Here is an 18,985-nt window from a genome sequence, read left to right as displayed (position 1 = left end):
GGAGCGGGGAGGGCTGCTGCGCCTGGTGGGCGGCCGACCGCCGTCGTCTCGGGGCGCTGCCCCGAACCCCGCTCCTCAAGCGCCGGAGGGGCTGGGTGTTGCCCCGGCGCCTCGTACGTCCGCGGAGCGGGAAGGGGTGCCACGCCCGGTGGGCAGGCGACCGCCGTCGTCTCGGGGCGCTGCCCCGAACCCCGCTCCTCAAGCGCCGGAGGGGCTGGATGTCGCCCCCGCGCCTCGTACGCCCGCGGAGCGGGAAGGGCTGCCACGCCCGGTGGGCAGCCGGACGGCGGGGGTCGGCGTCGGCCCGCTCGGGCGGGCAGGCGGACGGCGGGGGTCGGCGTCGGCCCGCTCGGGCGGGCAGGCGGACGGCGGAGGTCGGGGTCGGCCCGCTCGGGGGCAGGCGGACGGCCGGGGCACGGAAAGGGGTGGTGGGGGTGGCGGGGGCGGAGCAGGATGGCGGGATGCGGACCCTCGTGCTTCTCGACGCCCCCTCCAACCTCGGCCTGCGCCCGCCCGCCCCGGGCACCGTGCCCGGCTGCCACAAGCTCCCCATGGCCCTGCGCGAGCAGAACCTGCTCGCCCGCCTCGGCGCCCGCGAGGCCGGCGCGGTCGTGCCGCCGCGTTACGACCGCGGGGACTGGCAGGAGGGCGACGGCGTGTTCCACGCCGCGCAGATCGCCGCGTACACGACCACCCTCGCCGACCGCATCGAAAAGCACCTGGAGGCCGGCGAGTTCCCCGTCGTGCTGGGCGGGGACTGCTCCATCCAGCTCGGCGCCAGCCTCGCCATGCGCCGCCTGGGCCGGTACGGCCTGGTCGCCCTCGACGGCTCGGCCGACTTCCGCCACCCCGGCAACACCGATCGCAACGGACCGGTCGGCGCCGCCGCCGGCGAGGAGATCGCCCTCGGCACCGGCCGGGGCCAGGACCTCCTCACCGACCTGGAAGGCCTGCGCCCCTACCTGCGCGAGGAGGACGTACACCTCTTCGGGGTGCGGGACGGGGACCCGGACCTCCCGGAGCTCGCCGCCGCCGGGATCACCGCCGTCCCCGTCGGGGAGATCCGCGCGCGCGGCGCCGCCGAGACCGCCCGGGCCGCCCTGATCGCGCTGCGCGCCTCCGGCACCCGCGGGTTCTGGGTGCACCTCGACGCCGACGTGCTCGACCCCTCCGTGATGCCGGCCGTGGACGCCCCCGACCCCGGGGGCCTGCTGCCCGATGAACTCGCCCCGATCCTGCGGACCTTGCTCGCCTCACCCCGCTGCGTGGGGCTCAACGTCACCATCTACGACCCGGACCTGGACCCGGACGGCACCGCCGGGGCGCTGCTCGCCGGACTCGTCGTCGAGGGCTTTGCGCAATCCTGACCCGGCGTCATCTGCAGACCCCCTGTTCCCCGGCCGCGGTGGCGTGTTCCATTCCCCTGGGGGCGCCAACCGCCCCGGCGAGAAGGGGAGGTCTCCTTGGCCATGACCGCCACGACCGTCCGTCGGACCGTACTCACGCTGCCCGCGGCCCCGCTGGGCCCCGAAAACCCGCTCCCCGCCCTGCGCGCCCCCGGCGGGGTGCACGTGCTCGACGAGCGGACCCGGGCCGGGCTGCCCCGGGACATGGCGCGCCAGATCGGCTACGAACCGCTGCGCAGCCTGCTGCCCGTACGGATCCGCGACGGGTACGGACGACGGCGCGCGGAACGGGAGTTCGACGCCGTCGTGATCGAGAACGCGCACCTGCGGGCCACCGTCCTGCCCGGGCTCGGCGGCCGGGTGGTGTCCCTGGTGCAGAAGGAGCCGGCGGCCGCCGCGGGGGAGCCGGATGCGGAACGCGAACTCCTCTACCGCAACCCGGTGTTCCAGCCGGCCGCCTTCGCCCTCAACGGCGCCTGGTTCTCCGGCGGCATCGAATGGAACATCGGCGCCACCGGCCACACCACCCTGTCCTGCGCACCGCTGCACGCCGCGCTGGTGCCCGCGCCCGACGGCGGGGCCATGGTCCGCCTGTGGGAATGGGAACGGCTGCGCGACCTGCCCTTCCAGGTGGACCTGTGGCTGCCCGCCGACTCCCGGTTCCTCCTCGTGGGGGTGCGGATCCGCAATCCGCACGAGCGGGCCGCCCCCGTGTACTGGTGGTCGAACACCGCGGTCCCCGAGACCCCCGGCACCCGGGTGCTGGCCCCGGCCGACGAGGCCTGGCACTTCGGCTACGAACGCACCCTGCGGCGGGTCCCGGTGCCCGAGTGGGAGGGCGTGGACCGCACCTACCCGCTGCGCGGCGAGTACCCGGCGGACTGGTTCTACGCGACGGACGAGGGCGCCCGGCCGTGGATCGCCGCGCTCGACGAGGGCGGGCGGGGGCTGGTGCAGACCTCCACCGCAGTGCTGCGCGGCCGGAAGCTGTTCGTCTGGGGCGCGGGCCCCGGCGGCCGGCGCTGGCAGGAGTGGCTGACCGAACCGGGCACCCCCGGCTACGCGGAGATCCAGGCGGGACTGGCCCGCACCCAGCTGGAGCACGTCCGGCTGGAGGCGGGGGCGGAGCTCAGCTGGCTGGAGGCGTACGGGCCGCTGGCCGCGGACCCGGCGGCCGTGCACGGCGCGGACTGGACGGTGGCCCGGGCGGAGGCGGCGGCCCGGCTGGAGGCGGAGCTGCCGCAGGAGGCGGTGGCAGCGGCGTACCGGGCCTGGCTGCCGTACGCGGACACCGAGCCGCGGGAGCGGCTGGCGGCGGGCTCCGGATGGGGCGCGCTGGAAGTGCTGCGGGCCGGTCACAAGCTGCCCGGCACCCCCTTCGAGGAGGCCTCGCTGGAGCCTCCGCAGCAGCCGTGGCTCACCCTCTTCCGCTCCGGGGCCTTCCCCGTGCCCCGGCGCGTGGCCCCGCCCGGACCGAGCCTGGTGGCCCCGCACTGGCGGGACATGCTGGAGACGGCGCCCGCCGACCCGCTGACCGAGTACCACCTCGGGATCGCGCAGTGGCACGCCGGGGACGTGGCCCAGGCGGTCCGCAGCTGGGAACGGGGCCTGGCGCTGGCGCCCTCCCGCTGGCCCCTGCTGCGCTGCCTGGCCGTGGCCGACGAACTGGCCGGGCTCACGGAGCGGGCGGCGGACCGGTTCGCGGAGGCCTTCGCGGACCTGTGCGAGGAGAGCCGGGGCGGGGAGGAGTGGACGGCGGCCGAGGCGGCCCTCGGCCGGGAGGCCCTGACCGCCCTCCTGGCGGCCCGGCGGCCGGCGGCGGCCCGCGCGGTGTGGGACCGGCTCCGGCCGGAGGTGCGCGAGCGGGGGCGCTTCCGGCTGCTGGCGGCGCGATTGCTGGTGGCGGAGGGGCATGTGGCGGCGGCGCGGCGGGTGTTCGAAGAGGGCTTCGAGGTGGCGGATCTGAGGGAGGGGGAGGAGGTGCTGGACGAGACCTGGGCGCTGCTCACGTCTGCTCCGCTCCCCACCCCGTACGACTTCCGCATGCGCCCTCCCCAGGACTGACCCCCACCCACCCACCCGGGGCGGAGCCCGGTGCCCGGCGCCGGCCGGGGTGCCTTGGGGCTCAGCCCCGGACCCTGCGCCTCAAGCGCCGGAGGGCCGGAATCGTCCGGCCCGGCGGGCGGACGGCCGTCGTGGGGATGGATCGGCCCGCCCCGGCAGGATTACGCGCGGCAGAGGACTTCGCCGTTCAGGACGGAGAACCAGGCCCCGGGAGCCGACCCCCACGCGTGCCAGGCGGCAGCGATCCGCTCCAGGTCCGCGGGGGCCGCGTGCCCGCCGGACACCGCAAGGCCGGCGTACGAGGAGCTCGTCGTACGGTCGGCCCACAGGCCGCTCCACCACGCGCGTTCCGCCTCGTCCGCGAAGCACCAGGACGTGGCCGAGGAGGTGACCGAGGTGAAGCCGGCCTCCAGGGCCCAGGCGCGCAGCCGGCGGCCCGCGTCCGGCTCGCCGCCGTTGGCCCGGGCCACCCGGTCGTACAGCCGCTGCCACTCGTCCAGCCCGGGGACGGCCGGGTACCAGGTCATGGCCGCGTAGTCCGCGTCGCGGGCCGCGACGATCCCGCCCGGCCGGCACACCCGGCGCATCTCGCGCAGGGCCTGCACCGGGTCGCCGACGTGCTGGAGCACCTGGTGGGCGTGGACCACGTCGAACGAGTCGTCCGGGAAGTCCAGTGCGTGGACGTCCGCCACGCCGAAGCCGACGTTGTCCAGCCCGCGCTCCGCGCAGTGGGCACGGGCCTGGCCGACCACGTCCGCCGCGTGGTCCACGGCGGTGACCCGACCGGGCGCGACCAGGGCCGCCAGGTCCGCGGTGATCGTGCCCGGGCCGCAGCCCACGTCCAGGACGGCCATGCCCGGGCGCAGCTCGGAGACCAGGTAGGCGGCCGAGTTCTCGGCGGTGCGCCAGCGGTGCGAACGGAGCACCGACTCGTGGTGTCCGTGCGTGTAGACGGCGGTCTCCCGGTGCGCGGCGGGGCTCATGGCGGCAACTCCCTTTTCGTCGTCACGTCGTCAGCGCGCCCCGCGGACTTCGTGCAGGGCGTCCGGGGCGTTGGGACCACGGTAGGGGATCGTGTCGGGATGTGAGACCTGCGTTTTGACATGTGGACACTGGCCTTGGGGGGCAAGGGGGTTGGGGTGCCGGGGGCCCGGGAGTGGCGGGGAGTGGCGGGGGCGGGGACAGTGGGACGCAGGGGTGTCCCGGTGTCGGCCCGGGGTTCCGCAGACGGGGGTGAGGACGGTGGGAACCGTGGCAGATGAACTGCTGACGCAGCACGGGCAGGCGCTCGCGCTCTTCGGGCGGCTGGTGCACGCCGTGGCCGAGGACCAGTGGGGCGGGCCCACGCCGTGCACCGAATGGACCGTGCGCGACCTGGTCAACCACGTCACAGGGGAGCAGCTGTGGGTGCCCCCGCTCGTCACCGAGGGGCGTACCGTCGCGGAGGTCGGCGAGAGCCTGTCCGGGGACCTGCTGGGCGAGGACCCGGCCGCCGCGTGGGACCGGGCCGCGGCCGCGGCCGCCGGATCCTTCGGGGCGCCGGGGGCGCTGGAGCGGACGGTGCAGCTGTCGTACGGGCCGGCGAAGGCTCGGGCGTACTGCTCGGAGTTGACGGCGGACGTGGTCGTGCACGCGTGGGATCTGGCGCGGGGGATCGGGGCCGATGACCGGCTGCCGCCGGATCTCGTCGAGTTCTCGATCAAAGAGGTCATGCCGTACGCGGATGGGCTGGCGGCGAGCGGGATGTATGCCGAGCCGCTGGATGTGCCTCCGGGCGCCGACGCCCAGACCCGGCTCCTGGCCCTCCTGGGCCGCAAGGGCTGACCCCGCCCGGGTCTCCGCCCCGGACCCTGCGGCCGCCCCGGCGGGCCGATCCCTCTCCCGCCGGTCACTCAGGTTTTTCGACCTGGCTCGGCCCATCTCAGCCCCTCCGGGGCAGAGCGGGTCCGCGGTTGGCGCGGCGAAATCCCGTGGCCCGGCGCATTCCAGCCCCTCCGGCGTTTGAGGAGCGGGTCCGGGCGGAGCCCGGTGCCCGGCGGAGCCGGGTTGACTCGGGCCCTGCCCCAGACCCCGCTCCTCAAGCGCCGGAGGGGCTGGGTGTTGCCCCGTCCCGGGTGCCCGGGTGGGAGGGGTTGCCTGGACCGGTGGGCAGGCGCGGGCGGTCGTGTCGGGGCTCTGCCCCGAGCCCCGCGCCTCAAGCGCCGGCGGGGCTGGATTTGGCCGCTGCCCGGTGGGGTGGGAGGGGTTGTCTGGGCCGGTGGGCAGGTGCGGGCGGTCGTGTCGGGGCTCTGCCCCGAGCCCCGCGCCTCAAGCGCCGGAGGGGCTGGTTTTGGCTCCTGCCCCGTGGAGCGGGAGGGGTTGTCTGGGCCGGTGGGCAGGCGCGGGCGGTCGTGTCGGGGCTCTGCCCCGAGCCCCGCGCCTCAAGCGCCGGCGGGGCTGGTTTTGGCCCCTGCCCCGTGGAGCGGGAGGGGTTGTCTGGGTCGGTGGGCAGGTGCGGGCCGTGGTGTGGGGGCTCTGCCCTGGGTCCCGGGTCTCAAGCGCCGGCGGGGCTGGATTTGGCCCCTGCCCGGTGGGGTGGGAGGGGTTGTCTGGGCCGGTGGGCAGGCGCGGGCGGTCGTGTCGGGGCTCTGCCCCGAACCCCGCGCCTCGAGCGCCGGCGGGGCTGGATTTGGCCCTGGCCGGGGGGTGGGCCCCGGGCCCCGCGTCCCGGGGTCGGGGGGTTGGAGTGGGCCCCCGCTCGGGGGGTAGGCGGGCGTTGGGGCAGGGATTCCCCGGTGGGCGGTCGAGCCGGGCGTGGAGCCCGGTTCTGCGTCGGGCCGGTGGTGGCTAAGTGGGGCGGAATGCGTTATTTGTCCGTATAAAGGGGCAGTGGAATCAGGCGGAGCGGCGGAACGGGCGGTGGGGAAGATGCGGCGGACGGCACCGGAAGGGCACGGCCCGGTCCGGTACACCCCACCCGCACCCGAACCCGGCCTCCCCGTCCTGCCCGAGCTCGTCGCCGTACTCGCCGCCGCGGCCGGACGCACCGCGCCCGAGCCCCCCGGCGGCGCGGCCCCCCTGCGCGAGGCCGCGGCCCGGTTCTGGGGGCGCCGCGGCCTGCCCGCCCCCGCGGGGCAGGTCGCCGCCGCCCCCGGAGCCCCCGCCCTGCTGCTCGCGCTGCTCGCCGCCCACGGCGGGGACGTGCTCCTGCCCCGGCCCTGCCCCGCCTGGTGGACCCCGCAGATCCGGATCCTCGGCCGGCACGCGTACCACGTCCCGACCCCCGCCGAATGCGGCGGAGTGCCCGACCCGTACGCCCTCCTGGAGACGGTGCGCCGGGTCCGCGCCGAGGGCGGCGACCCGCGGGTGCTGCTGCTCAGCGTGGCCGACGACCCCACCGCCACCGTCGCCCCGCCCGAGGTGCTCCGGGAGGCCTGCGAGGCCGCGGTGTTCGAGGGCATGGCCGTCGTCAGCGACGAGACCTGGCGCGACACCCTGCACCGGCCGCACGACACCGTGCTCGTCAGCCCGGCCGAGATGTGCCCCGAGGACGTCACCGTCCTCGCCGACCTCGGCGGGGCCCTGCTGCCCGCCGGCTGGCCCGCCGCCGTCGCCCGTTTCCCCGGCACCGCCCGCGGCGAGGGGCTGCGGGCCCGCACCCTCGACGTGCTCACCGCCACCGGCGCCCTGCTCACCGGCCCCGTGGCCGCGGCCGCCGGCCACGCGCTCGGCGAGCCCGGGCCGGTCGCCGCCCGCATCAGCGCCGCCGCCCGGCTGCACGGGCTGGTGGCCGCCGCCGCCCACCGGTCCCTGCTGGAGGCCGGGGCCCTCGCCCTGCCGCCCGCGGCGGGCCGCCACCTCTACGCCGACCTCGGCCCGCTGCGCCCCGCCCTCGCCCGGCAGGGCGTGGGGGACGCCCTGGAACTGGAGGAGTACCTCGCCGCCCGCCTCGGCCGCCCCGCCCCCGGCGGCCAGCGCTTCGCCGACGAGCTCGGCGCGCTGCGCGTCCGGCTCGCCACCGCCCCGCTGCTGGGCGAGACCCCCGAGGACCGGCTCGCCGCGCTCGCCGCCGAGGACCCCCTCGCCCTGCCCCACGTCGCCCGGTCCCTGCACGCCTTCGGGGCCGTGTTCGACGCACTGTCCTGACTGACCCCGCCGGCAGCAGCCCCGCACCTCCCACCCCGCGCCCCCTCGGCGCCCCCCGCGCCCACCCGGCGCACCGCCCGCCCGCCGGCCGGCGAACCGCCCGTGAATGGAGTCCTCCCGATGACGGAACAGACGGAACAGACCGTGCGCCCGCCCGGCGGCCCGCGCACGGACCAGCCCGTCACCGCCGCTCCCGGAGTCCGCCCCCTGGGGGAACCGCGCATCTGGCCCCGGTCGTTCGCCGACCGCCTGACCGCGCCGCTGCCCGGGGTGCGCGCCTTCGCCCGGCTCGCCCGGGAAGGGGCCTTCCGGCCCGCCCCGGCCGGGCTGCTCGGCATCCCCGACCTGCCGTACGCCCCCGCGCCGCTGCCGCCCGTGACCGCGGGCACGGCATGCGTGACCTGGGCGGGCCACGCCAGCTGGGTGATCCGGATCGGCGGGCTCACGGTCCTCACCGACCCCGTCTGGTCGCGCAGGATCCTCGGCACCCCGGCCCGCATCACCCCCGTCGGGGTCCGCTGGGAGGACCTGCCGCCCGTCGACGCCGTACTGATCAGCCACAACCACTACGACCACCTCGACGCGCCCACCCTGCGGCGGCTGCCCCGCAGCACTCCGCTGCTGGTGCCCGCCGGGGTCGGCCGCTGGTGCCGCCGCCGCGGGTTCACCGCCGTCACCGAACTGGACTGGTGGGAGGCCGTGGAACTGGCCGGGGTGCGCTTCGACTTCGTCCCCGCCCACCACTGGTCCAAACGCACGCTGATCGACACCTGCCGGACCCTGTGGGGCGGCTGGGTGCTCACCGGGCCCGCCGGGCACCGCGTCTACTTCGCCGGGGACACCGGCTACGGGCACTGGTTCGGCGAGATCGGCCGCCGCCACCCCGGCATCGACCTGGCCCTCCTGCCCATCGGCGCCTACGCCCCGCGCTGGTGGCTGCGCGAGGTGCACGCCGACCCCGAGGAGGCCGTGCAGGCCTGCCGGGACCTCGGCGCCCGCCGGATGGCCCCCATGCACTGGGCCACCTTCGTGCTCTCCGCCGAACCCGTCCTCGAACCGCTGCGCCGGGTCCGCGCCGCCTGGGACCGGGCCGGACTCGCCCGCGAGGACCTGTGGGACCTGCCCGTCGGCGCCTCCCGCACCCTGCTCAGCGCCGGAGCCGCCGCCAGCCCGCCGGGGCCGCGCTGACCAGCAGTGCCAGACCCACCGCCAGGGCCACCCCCTGCCAGGGCTCGGCGAACACCGACCCGCCCAGGATCCCGATCAGCTGGTACGCGGCAGCCCACGCCAGGCAGGCCGGGGCGTCCCCGCGGGCGAACTCCCGTACCCGCATCCGCGCCAGCAGGCAGGCCAGCATGACCGGGATCCGGCCCGCCGGAACCAGCCGGGACAGCACCAGCACCGCCACTCCGTGCTCGCGCAACCGGGCCTGCGCGGCCGCCAGCCGTTCCGCCGGGGCCCGCGCCTCCAGCGCCGCCAGCCACCGGGACCCGCCCTGCGAGTGCACCCCGCGCCGTCCCAGCCAGTACAGGGCCAGGTCCCCGGCGAACGCGCCCAGCGCCGCCACCAGGAACACGAGCAGCAGCCCGACCGGGAGGGTCTGGTGGTGCAGCGCCACCACCGCCGCCGAACTCACCAGCGCCCCCGTCGGGATCACCGGCACCAGCGCCCCCAGCGCCACCAGCAGGAAGAGCGCCGGGTACCCCACCGCCTGCTGGGTGGACTCGGCCGGCACCTGCCCCGTCACCTGCGCGCCCAGCTGCACGGCGAGCCGCCACCCCACCTCCCGCAGCATCAGCCGGCCACCAGGCCTTCCCCGTGCCCCAGCCGGTGCACCGCCACCTGCGGCGCCAGCAGCCCCGCCTGCCGTACGAACTCCCCGCCCGGCGCGTGGAACTCGTGCGGGCGCACCGCGTCCATCCCCACCGGCCAGAACGTCCCGTAGTGCACCGGCACCGCCGCGGCCGGGGCCAGCTCCGCCAGGGCCCGCGCCGCCGTCTTCGCGTCCAGGTGCCCCGGCCCCAGGTACGGGCCCCAGCCGCCCACCGGCAGCAGGGCCACGTCCACCCGGCCCACCTCCCGTGCCATCGAGTCGAACAGCCCGGTGTCCCCCGCGAAGTACGTACGGGCCTCCCCCTCGACCACGTAGCCGAGGGCGGGGGAGCGGTGCGGGCCGAACGGCAGCCGCCGCCCGTCGTGCCGGGCGCTCACCACGCGCACCGCCACACCGCCGACCGGCACCACGTCCCCGGGCGCCACCTCCGTGATCCGCAGCCCGCCCAGCCGGCGCAGCCCCGGCACCGCCCGCCGCGCCCCCCGCGGCACCAGCAGCCGGGTCCCCGCCGCCAGCCGGGCCAGCGAGGGCAGGTGCAGGTGGTCGGCGTGCAGGTGGGAGACCAGCACCGCATCGGCCGCCGCCGCAGAGGCCGGCGGCACCGCCCCGGCCCGCCGCCGCAGATGGGCCAGCCGGCGGGTGAACAGCGGATCCGTCAACAGCCGCACCCCCGAGTCCTCGACCGTGCAGGTCGCATGGCCCCACCAGGTGATCCCCACCGGCACGCGGCACCCCTTCCGTCCGCGGCCCGCCGGAGGCACCCGTACCGGGCACGCCGGGCGGCCGTTCCCTCCGAGCTTAGGCCGTGCCCCTCCGATCGGGCCGGACCGAGCGGGATCAGGCCGGATCAGGCCGGATCAGGCGGGATCAGGCGGGATCAGGCCGGCCGCCGAGGACTGCTTTCGCCCTCCTCCGGGAGCCCCGACCGGAGTAGGGTCGGGCGGCATGGATGAGGTGCGCGTGGCCGCGATCGCCAGCCTGGCCCCGCTCGAGGAACTCGACAGCGACCCCTTCGCGGTCGACACCCGCAGCCAGCACGCCATGTGCGCGCGCTGGGCCGCCGACCAGGGCTACGTCGTGACCCGGCAACTGCTCTTCTACGGGCTGCGGGCCGACCACTTCGGCCTGTGGGCGGACGTGGACGCCGGACAGGTCGACCTGTTCGTCGCCCCCAGCAGGCGCGTACTGGCGCGGGCCCTGCGCTCCGTGGACGAGTTCGCGGCCGAGTGCGAGCGCCGCGGGGTGCGGCTGGAAACCGTCGGCCAGGACGAGCCCTCGTACACCCCCGCGATGAAGGCCGAGGTGCACCGCAGGCTCTCCATGCCGACGGCCGGCTACGACGGCACCTGAGGCCCCCGCCCGCCCGGTGCGCGCCGGGCGGTGTCTTCCGGGCCGGGCCGGGGCATGATCCGGAAAACACCGTCACGGGGTTCCCGGGCGCGGTCCGGGGAGCGAGGTGGCGAGGCGTGCACGACGGACGATGGCGGAAGGCGGGCAGCGCCCTGTTCCGGGTGGCCGCGGTCTGGGCGGTCTCCACCCTGACCATGCTCGCCCTGGCCGGCCTGCTCCCGGACTTCCGGCTCCAGTCCGCCGACGGCGACAGCCTCACCCGCACCGCCCTGACCGCCGCCTGGGGCGCGGGCGCCTTCGGCCTGCTCAGCGCCCTGGTCTGGCCGGTGCTGGTCCGCGCCCTGCTGCTGGTCCCGGCCCTGGTGCTGGGCCTGCTCGTGTTCTTCCTCAACGGCTCGCTGCTCCTGATCGCCCTCGACCTGATCCCCGACGGCCGGGGCTCCGCCGACCCCGAGACCGCGGTCGTGGTGGCGGCCGTCATGTCCGCCGTGGCCTCCGCCACCTCCACCGCCCTGGCCGTGCGCGACGACGAGGCGTACCGGCGCCGGCTGTCCCGGCTCGCCGACCGCAGGCGCCGCCGCGGCCGGGCCGGGGCCGCCGCGGGGGACACCCCCGGCACCGTCTTCCTCCAGTTGGACGGGGTGGGGCACGAGGTCCTGCGGTACGCCCTGAGCGGCGGGATGATGCCCACCACCTCCCGGCTCCTCGACAGCACCCACCGGCTCACGGCCTGGCACACCGACTGGTCCAGCCAGACCGGCGCCAGCCAGCTCGGCATCCTGCACGGCTCGAACTTCGACGTGCCCGCCTTCCGCTGGTACGAGAAGGACTCCGGCGAGATCGTGGTCTGCAACCGGCCCACCAGCGCCGCCGAGCTCCAGCGGCGCGCGGTCCGGCGCACCGGCAGCGGCGGACTGCTCGGGCCCGACGGGGCCAGCCGCGGCAACCTGTTCGGCGGCGGGGCCGGGCAGCTCGCCCTGGTGCTCTCGGTCGCCGCCCGCCGAGGCCGCGGGACCCGCTCGCGCGCCGGCTACTTCGCCTACTTCTCCGACCCCGCCAACGCGGTCCGCACCGCCCTGTCCCTGGCCGCCGAGGTGGCCCGCGAGCTCGTCCAGTCCACCCGGGCCCGGCTGCGCGGGGACCGGCCGCGGGTCGGGCGCGGCGGTCTGTACCCGTTCATCCGCGCCTTCGCCACCGTCGTGGAACGCGACGTGGTGGTCGCCGCCGTCATCGGCGACATGCTGGCCGGCCGCGCCGCCGTCTACGCCGACCTGGTCGGCTACGACGAGGTCGCCCACCACTCCGGACCGCGCAGCCGCGACGCCCTCCAGGTGCTGCGCCGGCTGGACCGCAGCGTGGAGATGATCGTGAAGGTGACCGCGCACGCCCCGCGGCCCTACCGGATCGTGCTGCTCTCCGACCACGGGCAGAGCCCCGGGGAGACCTTCCTCGGCCGCTTCGGGCTGACCCTGCGCGATTTGGTGCGGGCCGGCTGCGGGCTGCCCGTGCCGCGCCGGGCCCGGCGCACCCCCAGCGGTTCTGAGGCGCGCGCCGCGGTGCTCGCCGCCCTGCACCGGCCCGTGGAGGAGGGCGAGGAGGCGCATCCGGAGCCGGGTTCCGACCCGGTGGTGCTGGCTTCCGGGAACCTGGCCCTGGTCTCCTTCCCCGACGTGCCGCACCGGCTGACCCGCCGGGAGATCGAGCGCCGGCACCCGGCCCTCCTGCCCACCCTCGCCAACCACCCCGGCATCGGCTTCCTCCTCGTACGCGGGGACGACGGGGAGGGCGCAGCCGGGGGCGGGGGCCGGTCCTCGGGTGTGGTGCTCGGGCCGCACGGGGCCGAGGCCCGGCTCGACGTGCCGGGGGAGGCCGAGGCGCTGCTGGCCCCCTTCGGACCGGGTGCGGCGGCCGCGGTGCGGCGCACCGACGGCTTCCCGCACGTCGCGGACATCATGGTGAACTCGGCGTACGACCCGGGCACCGGCTGCGTGCACGCCTTCGAGGAGCAGATCGGCTCGCACGGGGGCCTGGGCGGGGAGCAGTCCCACCCCTTCCTGATGTGGCCCACCGTCCTGTCGGAGCCGCCGGCCCCGCTGACCGGCGCGGAACAGGTGCACCGCGTGCTCCGGCGCTGGCTGGCGGAGGCGGAGCAGGCGGACACGCGGCCGGGGACGGCGGCGGAGGCGGAGGGGCAGGAGGGGGCGCAGGAGGGGGCGCAGGAGGGGGCGGGGGACGCGGTGGAAGATCACCGGCCGGAGGTCCCGCGGGCCGGAACCCTTTCGTCCGGCCCGCCCTCCCGACAGGACGAAAACCGGCGATTTGGCGCGGCCCGGGACACCCCCGACGATGTTCGGGTTTGTCCACCATATGAAACGTAAGGCGCCACCCCATGGCCACAGACCAGGCCGCCGCCCCGGCCGCCCCTCCGGCCGCGGCCCCGGCCGCCCGGCCCGCTGCGGAAGCCGCCCCGGCTGCCGCCCCCGCAGCCGCGCAGGCCGGGAGCCGCCACGCCCGCCGCTTCGGGCTCCCCGTCGCCACCGCCCTGGTCATGGGCAACATCGTCGGCGGCGGGATCTTCCTCCTGCCGGCGTCCGTGGCCCCCTTCGGCACCATCAGCCTGGTCGCGTTCGGCGTCCTGACGCTGGGCGCCGTCTGCCTGGCCCTCGTCTTCGGCCGGCTCGCGGACCGGCACCCGCTCACCGGCGGCCCGTACGTGTACGCCCGCGCCGCCTTCGGCGAGTTCGCCGGGTTCCTCGCGGCCTGGAGCTACTGGATCACCACCTGGGTCTCCAACGCAGCGCTGGCCGTGGCCGCCGTGGGGTACCTCGCCGTGCTCTTCCCGGGGGTCGGGGCGCACGCCTGGTCCATGTGCCTGGCCGCGCTCTGCGTGCAGTGGCTGCCCGCCCTGGCCAACTTCGCCGGCACCCGCTACGTGGGGGCGGTGCAGCTGGTGGCCACCGTGCTGAAGTTCGCGCCCCTGCTGCTGGTGGCCGTGGGCGGCCTGTTCTTCTTCGACCCGGCGAACCTGGGCCCGTTCCGCGCCGGCGACTCCTCCGCGGTCGGCGCCGTGTCGGCCTCCGCCGCCATCCTGCTCTTCAGCTACCTCGGGGTGGAGTCCGCCGCGGTCAGCGCGGGCGAGGTCCGCGATCCGCGCCGCAACGTCGGCCGGGCGACCGTCCTCGGCACCTGCGGCGCCGCCCTCGTCTACCTGCTGGGCACCCTGTCCGTCTTCGGGCTCGTGCCCCACGACCGGCTCACCGGCTCCCGGGCCCCGTTCTCCGAGGCCGTGGACGCCATGTTCGGCGGAGGCTGGGGCGGCACCGCCGTGGCCTGCGCGGCCCTGGTCTCCATGCTCGGCGCCCTCAACGGCTGGACCCTGCTCAGCGCGCAGACCCCGTACGCCGCCGCCCGCGACGGGCTCTTCCCCAAGGCCTTCCTGACCCGGCGCCGGGGGGTCCCCGTGGTGGGCGTGCTCGTCACGGTGGTGCTCGCCTCCGCGCTGACGGTCTACAACTACACGGCGGGCCCGGCAGGCGTCTTCGAGGTCCTGGTGCTGGTCACCACCTTCACCGCCACCGTCCCCTACCTGCTGGCCACCGCCGCGCAGATCTACTTCCTGGCCTCCGGGCAGTCCGACCGGGTGCACCGCGGCCGGCTGGTGCGCGACGCGGTCCTGGCCGGCGCGGCCTTCGCCTTCTCGCTGTGGCTGGTCGCGGGCTCCGGCTACGCGGCGGTCTACCAGGGCGTCCTGTTCCTCTTCGGCGGGGTCCTCGCCTACGCGTGGATGGCGGCGCGCAAGCAGCGCGCGGCGGCCCCGGACCCGGCGGCCTGAGCCCCGGGAGGCCCGGGCGCCCGCCGCGTGGCGGCGCCCCGGGCCCGGTGGGACCCTTTGGGTGAAGGGACGATCAGGACAGGGGGCAGTAAGGGGGCGCCATGTCAGAGATCAAGGAGACCATCGAGATCTCCCGGACCCCTGCGGACGTGTTTGCCTACATGACCGACCTCCGGCACCTGCCGGAGTGGCAGGAGAGCGCCGTGGCGGCCCGGCCGCTCGGCGAGGGGCCGCCGGTCGTCGGCTCCCGGGTGGAGGTGACCCGGCAGATGGGCCGCAGGCGGTTCCCGATGACCATGGAGATCACCGAACTGGACCCGCCGCGCAGCTGGCACCTGCACAGCGTGGACAGCGGCCCGGTGCAGGGCGACGTACAGGGGACCATCGAACCGCTCGACGGCGGGACCCGGTCCCGGGTGACCCTGGACCTCCGGCTGGAGGGCCACGGCATCGGCAAGGCCCTCGTACCGCTGGTGGTCCGGCCGCACGCGCGCAAGGAGATGCCGCGCAACGAGGCCCGGCTGAAGGACCTGCTGGAGCACTGAAGGGCGGCGAACGCAGCAACGGAGCCGGGGCCCGCACGGTCGTGCGGGCCCCGGCTCCGTTCGCTTCCGGCCGTCCGGGAGGACCCGGATCAGTCGAGGTAGTCGCGCAGCACCTGGGAGCGCGACGGGTGGCGCAGCTTCGACATGGTCTTGGACTCGATCTGGCGGATCCGCTCACGGGTGACCCCGTAGACCCGGCCGATCTCGTCCAGCGTCTTCGGCTGGCCGTCGTTGAGGCCGTAGCGCATGGACACCACGCCCGCCTCCCGCTCGGACAGGGTGCCGAGGATCGACTGCAGCTGCTCCTGGAGGAAGGTGAAGGAGACCGCGTCGGCCGGGACCACGGCCTCGGAGTCCTCGATGAGGTCGCCGAACTCGCTGTCGCCCTCCTCACCCAGCGGGGTGTGCAGGGAGATCGGCTCGCGCCCGTACTTCTGGACCTCGATGACCTTCTCCGGGGTCATGTCGAGCTCCTTGCCCAGCTCCTCCGGGGTGGGCTCGCGGCCCAGGTCCTGGAGCATCTGGCGCTGCACGCGGGCGAGCTTGTTGATGATCTCGACCATGTGCACCGGGATGCGGATGGTGCGCGACTGGTCCGCCATCGCACGCGTGATGGCCTGGCGGATCCACCAGGTCGCGTACGTGGAGAACTTGAAGCCCTTGGTGTAGTCGAACTTCTCCACCGCGCGGATCAGACCGACGTTGCCCTCCTGGATCAGGTCCAGGAAGAGCATGCCGCGGCCGGTGTAGCGCTTGGCCAGCGAGACCACGAGGCGGAGGTTGGCCTCCAGCAGGTGGTTCTTGGCCCGGCGGCCGTCCTCGACCAGGATCTCCAGCTCGCGCTTGTACGCGGGCTTGTGGTCCTCCTCCTCTTCGAGCTTGTACTCGGAGAACAGGCCCGCCTCGATGCGCTTGGCGAGCTCGACCTCCTGCTCGGCGTTGAGGAGCGGCACCTTGCCGATCAGCTTCAGGTAGTCCTTGACCGGGTCGGCGGTGGCGCCGGCGACCATGACGGTCTGGGCCGGAGCGTCGTCGTCGTCCTCGTCGGACAGCACGAAGCCCTGGCCGGCCGCCTTGGGCGCCTCCTCCTCGACCTCGTCGGCGAGGTCCTCGGCCCAGTCCTCGCCCTCGAGCTCGACGCCGTCCGGGTCCGCGTCCTTCGCGGTGGTCTTCTTGGCCGCGGTCTTCTTCGCCGCGGTCTTCTTGGCGGCGGCCTTCTTGACCACGCGCTTCTTGGGCTCGGCAGCGGCCTCGCCGGCACCCTCGGCCGCGGCCGGCTGCGCAGATATCGCCGCCGCGGCGGCGGTGGCCGCAGCGGCCGGAGCCGGGGCGGCGGCCGTCTTGCGGGCCCCGATGGGCCGGGGGGCGGCGGCCGCCTTCTTGACGGTCGTCGTACGGGCGGGAGCCGCGGCAGCCTTGCGCGGCTTCTTCGCTGCGGTCTTGGCGGCGGGGGCCGCGCTGACGTGCAGCGCGACGCCCTCCTCGTCCAGCACCTGGTTCAGGCTGCGCAGGACCCGCTTCCACTGGTCCACCGGGATGCGGCCGGCCTCGAAGGCCTGGCGCACGTCGTCACCGTTGATGTGACCCTGCTCGCGGCCGCGCTCGACGAGCGCGACGAGGGCCTCGGATTCGGCGATCTCCGGAGGGAACGTACGGGACGGGCTGAGCGACACAAGGAGCCTCTCGTTGCGAACAGACAAAGGACGGGCGGGACATCATCGCGCGACGGCCGGCACCGGCCCCTGGCGGGGTCGGTGCCGCGGGCTGCGCGAGGACACCTGTCGGTTCATCGCGTGCCCGAGTCGAAGCGTTACGCGCGGAATTGAGTGACCTGCGCCACGCTGCCGAGCGGCCGCTGCCCCGCATCCAACGCCGCGGGGCCGCGGATCATTCCGGTTTGCGTGCCTCGATCAGGAAACGTGCCGTGTGCGCGACGAAGGGACCCTCCCGCTCGATCTGTTCGTGGAGACTCCGCAAACGGTCCCGGTAGTGGCCGACAGTGAACCCCGGCACCATCCAGATCACCTTCCGCAGGAAGTAGATCACAGCCCCGATGTCCCCGAACTCGGTGCGCAGCCGTTCGGAGCGGAGGTCCACGACCTCCAGCCCGGCGGCCTCCGCCCCGGCCGCCGCGTCGTCGGGGTGGCGGGCCCGCCGGACCTCCTCCGGCTGCGGGCCGAGGAAGTACTCGACCAGCTCGAACACGCTCGCGGGCCCGACCTGCTGCGAGAAGTACGTGCCACCCGGCCGCAGCACCCGGGCGATCTCCGGCCAGTCGATCTGCACGGGGTGCCTGCTGGTCACGAGGTCGAAGGCCCCGTCCCCGAAGGGCAGCGGGGACGCGTCGTCGTGGGCGACCACGAGGGCGCCGAGCGGGTGCAGCAGCCGGGTGGCCCGGTCGACGTTCGGCGGCCAGCCCTCGGTGGCGGCCGTCAGCCGCGGTAGCGGCCCGGCCCCGGCCAGCACCTCCCCGCCGCCGGTCTGGAGGTCCAGGGCGGACCCGGCCCGGGCCAGCCGCTCCCCGAGCATGCGCTGGTACCCCCAGGAGGGCCGCTGCTCGGTCGCCCGGCCGTCCAGCCAGGAGAAGTCCCAGCCGGCCACCGAAACGGACTCGGCCTCCGCCACCAATGCGTCGAAAACAGGTGTCATGTGCTGATCGTCCCAGTACGGGGGCCTGCTCGGCCACCGGATTGCGATTCGGTAGGCTGGGCGGCGGGCCGTGACTGGCGCTTGGGTGGATCACCACCGGGGAGCGGCCCGGCGCACTCGGTGCGTCGATGCCGCGCGCCTGGGCGAACCGCGATCCCGCAGCGACGTTCAGGAGACCCCGTGACGACTGCCCAGACCGTTCCGACCCAGCCGACCGCCCGCCTCATGGACGGCACCGCCGTCGCCCGCCGCATCACGGAGCAGACCGCCGCCCGTGCCGCCGCGATCACCGAGCGCACCGGCCAGGCCCCCTGCCTCGCGACCGTGCTGGTCGGCGAGGACCCGGCGTCCGTGACGTACGTGCGGATGAAGCAGAACCGTTGCGCCAAGGCGGGCATCACCTCCCGGCACGTGGCCCTGCCCGCCGAGACCACCACCGAAGAGCTCATCGCGACGATCACCGCGCTCTCCGAGGACCCCGAGGTCAGCGGCATCCTGCTGCAGCACCCGGTGCCGCACCACATCGACGAGCGGGCCGCCTTCGAGGCCATCGCCCCCGGCAAGGACGTGGACGGGGTCACCATGCACTCCTTCGCCGCGATGGGCTTCGGCCTGCCCGGGTTCGAGTCCTGCACCCCGGGCGGCATCATGCGGCTGCTCGCCGCGTACGACGTGGACCTCACGGGCAAGCACGCCGTGGTCGTCGGCCGCAGCGCGATCCTCGGCAAGCCCGCCGGCATGCTCCTGCTGGAGAAGAACGCCACGGTCACCTACTGCCACTCCCGCACCGAGGACCTGTCCTCGATCGTCCGCCAGGCCGACGTCCTGGTCGCCGCCGTCGGCAAGGCCGAGTTCATCCGCGGCGAGGACATCAAGCCGGGCGCCGTCGTCCTGGACGCCGGCTACAACGAGGGCAACGTCGGCGACGTGCACTTCGAGTCCGCGGCCGCCGTCGCCTCCCTGATCACCCCGGTCCCGGGCGGCGTCGGCCCGATGACCATCGCCGTCCTGCTGGAGCAGACCGTGCAGGCCGCGGCCGCCCAGGCCGGCCTGGACCACGACACGCTGGTCTGACGACCCGGTCCGGGGCGGCTCCGCCCGCCCCGGACCCGGCGCGGGCGGGCCTCACCCCCTCCCATGACCCGTGAGGTAATCGACCCGCAGGCGGGCGACCGGCAGG

General features: G+C 75.8%; 15 protein-coding genes and 1 riboswitch. Of the genes, 10 read left to right on the top strand and 5 right to left on the bottom strand.

From position 1 onward, the window contains the following. Nucleotides 1-461: 461 nt before the first annotated feature. Together ACZ407_RS33275 and ACZ407_RS33270 are read left to right on the top strand one after the other, a co-directional pair. A complete protein-coding gene (locus ACZ407_RS33275; RefSeq protein ID WP_468134948.1) occupies nt 462-1,367 on the top strand; it encodes an arginase family protein in 906 nt (301 codons plus the stop codon). 102 nt (nt 1,368-1,469) lie between these two features. After that, nucleotides 1,470-3,470, top strand: coding sequence for a DUF5107 domain-containing protein (locus ACZ407_RS33270; RefSeq protein WP_468134946.1), 2,001 nt, complete (start codon nt 1,470-1,472; stop codon nt 3,468-3,470). A gap of 161 nt (nt 3,471-3,631) precedes the next feature. Here the strand turns inward: ACZ407_RS33270 and ACZ407_RS33265 are convergent, their stop codons facing one another. Next, the gene (locus ACZ407_RS33265) at nt 3,632-4,453 is read right to left on the bottom strand and encodes a class I SAM-dependent methyltransferase (protein WP_468134944.1); all 822 of its coding nucleotides are present in this window, start codon (nt 4,451-4,453) and stop codon (nt 3,632-3,634) included. A gap of 268 nt (nt 4,454-4,721) precedes the next feature. Here ACZ407_RS33265 and ACZ407_RS33260 point away from each other — a divergent pair, with 268 nt between their 5' ends. The 3 genes from ACZ407_RS33260 (at nt 4,722) to ACZ407_RS33250 (ending at nt 8,783) form a co-directional block, all read left to right on the top strand. Next, nucleotides 4,722-5,294, top strand: a complete 573-nt coding sequence (locus ACZ407_RS33260; protein WP_468134942.1) for a TIGR03086 family metal-binding protein — start codon at nt 4,722-4,724, stop codon at nt 5,292-5,294. 1,083 nt (nt 5,295-6,377) lie between these two features. Next, entirely contained in the window at nt 6,378-7,595 is a 1,218-nt protein-coding gene (locus tag ACZ407_RS33255) for an aminotransferase class I/II-fold pyridoxal phosphate-dependent enzyme (protein WP_468134956.1), read from the top strand. Between the two features lie 120 nt (nt 7,596-7,715). Further along, on the top strand, nt 7,716-8,783 hold the full coding sequence (locus tag ACZ407_RS33250; protein WP_468134940.1) for an MBL fold metallo-hydrolase: 1,068 nt from the start codon (nt 7,716-7,718) through the stop codon (nt 8,781-8,783). Here ACZ407_RS33250 and ACZ407_RS33245 read toward each other — a convergent pair. Further along, on the bottom strand, nt 8,743-9,390 hold the full coding sequence (locus ACZ407_RS33245; protein WP_468134938.1) for a DedA family protein: 648 nt from the start codon (nt 9,388-9,390) through the stop codon (nt 8,743-8,745). The genes ACZ407_RS33250 and ACZ407_RS33245 overlap by 41 nt on opposite strands. Further along, nucleotides 9,390-10,154 (bottom strand): MBL fold metallo-hydrolase, encoded by a 765-nt coding sequence (locus ACZ407_RS33240; RefSeq protein WP_468134936.1) that lies wholly within the window; start codon nt 10,152-10,154, stop codon nt 9,390-9,392. Before ACZ407_RS33240 ends, ACZ407_RS33245 begins: the two co-directional genes overlap by 1 nt. A gap of 220 nt (nt 10,155-10,374) precedes the next feature. Between ACZ407_RS33240 and ACZ407_RS33235 the strand changes: the two genes are divergently transcribed. The 4 genes from ACZ407_RS33235 to ACZ407_RS33220 all read left to right on the top strand — a co-directional run bounded on the left by ACZ407_RS33235 (nt 10,375) and on the right by ACZ407_RS33220 (nt 15,156). Beyond that, a complete protein-coding gene (locus tag ACZ407_RS33235; RefSeq protein WP_468134934.1) occupies nt 10,375-10,779 on the top strand; it encodes a recombinase family protein in 405 nt (134 codons plus the stop codon). 116 nt (nt 10,780-10,895) lie between these two features. After that, nucleotides 10,896-13,157, top strand: coding sequence for a phage holin family protein (locus tag ACZ407_RS33230; protein WP_468134932.1), 2,262 nt, complete (start codon nt 10,896-10,898; stop codon nt 13,155-13,157). A gap of 11 nt (nt 13,158-13,168) precedes the next feature. After that, nucleotides 13,169-14,611 (top strand): amino acid permease, encoded by a 1,443-nt coding sequence (locus ACZ407_RS33225; RefSeq protein ID WP_468134930.1) that lies wholly within the window; start codon nt 13,169-13,171, stop codon nt 14,609-14,611. 101 nt (nt 14,612-14,712) lie between these two features. Further along, the gene (locus ACZ407_RS33220; RefSeq protein WP_468134928.1) at nt 14,713-15,156 is read left to right on the top strand and encodes an SRPBCC family protein; all 444 of its coding nucleotides are present in this window, start codon (nt 14,713-14,715) and stop codon (nt 15,154-15,156) included. An 89-nt stretch (nt 15,157-15,245) separates the two neighbouring features. Here the strand turns inward: ACZ407_RS33220 and ACZ407_RS33215 are convergent, their stop codons facing one another. Together ACZ407_RS33215 and ACZ407_RS33210 are read right to left on the bottom strand one after the other, a co-directional pair. Continuing rightward, entirely contained in the window at nt 15,246-16,829 is a 1,584-nt protein-coding gene (locus ACZ407_RS33215; protein WP_468134926.1) for an RNA polymerase sigma factor, read from the bottom strand. A 214-nt stretch (nt 16,830-17,043) separates the two neighbouring features. Next, the gene (locus tag ACZ407_RS33210; RefSeq protein WP_468134924.1) at nt 17,044-17,805 is read right to left on the bottom strand and encodes a class I SAM-dependent methyltransferase; all 762 of its coding nucleotides are present in this window, start codon (nt 17,803-17,805) and stop codon (nt 17,044-17,046) included. Between the two features lie 60 nt (nt 17,806-17,865). Then, a riboswitch (ZMP/ZTP riboswitch) is annotated at nt 17,866-17,957 on the top strand. A gap of 73 nt (nt 17,958-18,030) precedes the next feature. On the opposite strand from ACZ407_RS33210, the gene ACZ407_RS33205 reads away from it, so the two are divergent. Continuing rightward, entirely contained in the window at nt 18,031-18,879 is an 849-nt protein-coding gene (locus tag ACZ407_RS33205; RefSeq protein ID WP_468134954.1) for a bifunctional 5,10-methylenetetrahydrofolate dehydrogenase/5,10-methenyltetrahydrofolate cyclohydrolase, read from the top strand. Nucleotides 18,880-18,985 lie beyond the last annotated feature (106 nt).

Source organism: Streptomyces sp. NPDC030809, from assembly GCF_055572195.1.
The sequence above is the reverse complement of the archived record's forward strand: the minus strand, read 5'-3'. Positions and strand labels throughout refer to the sequence as shown.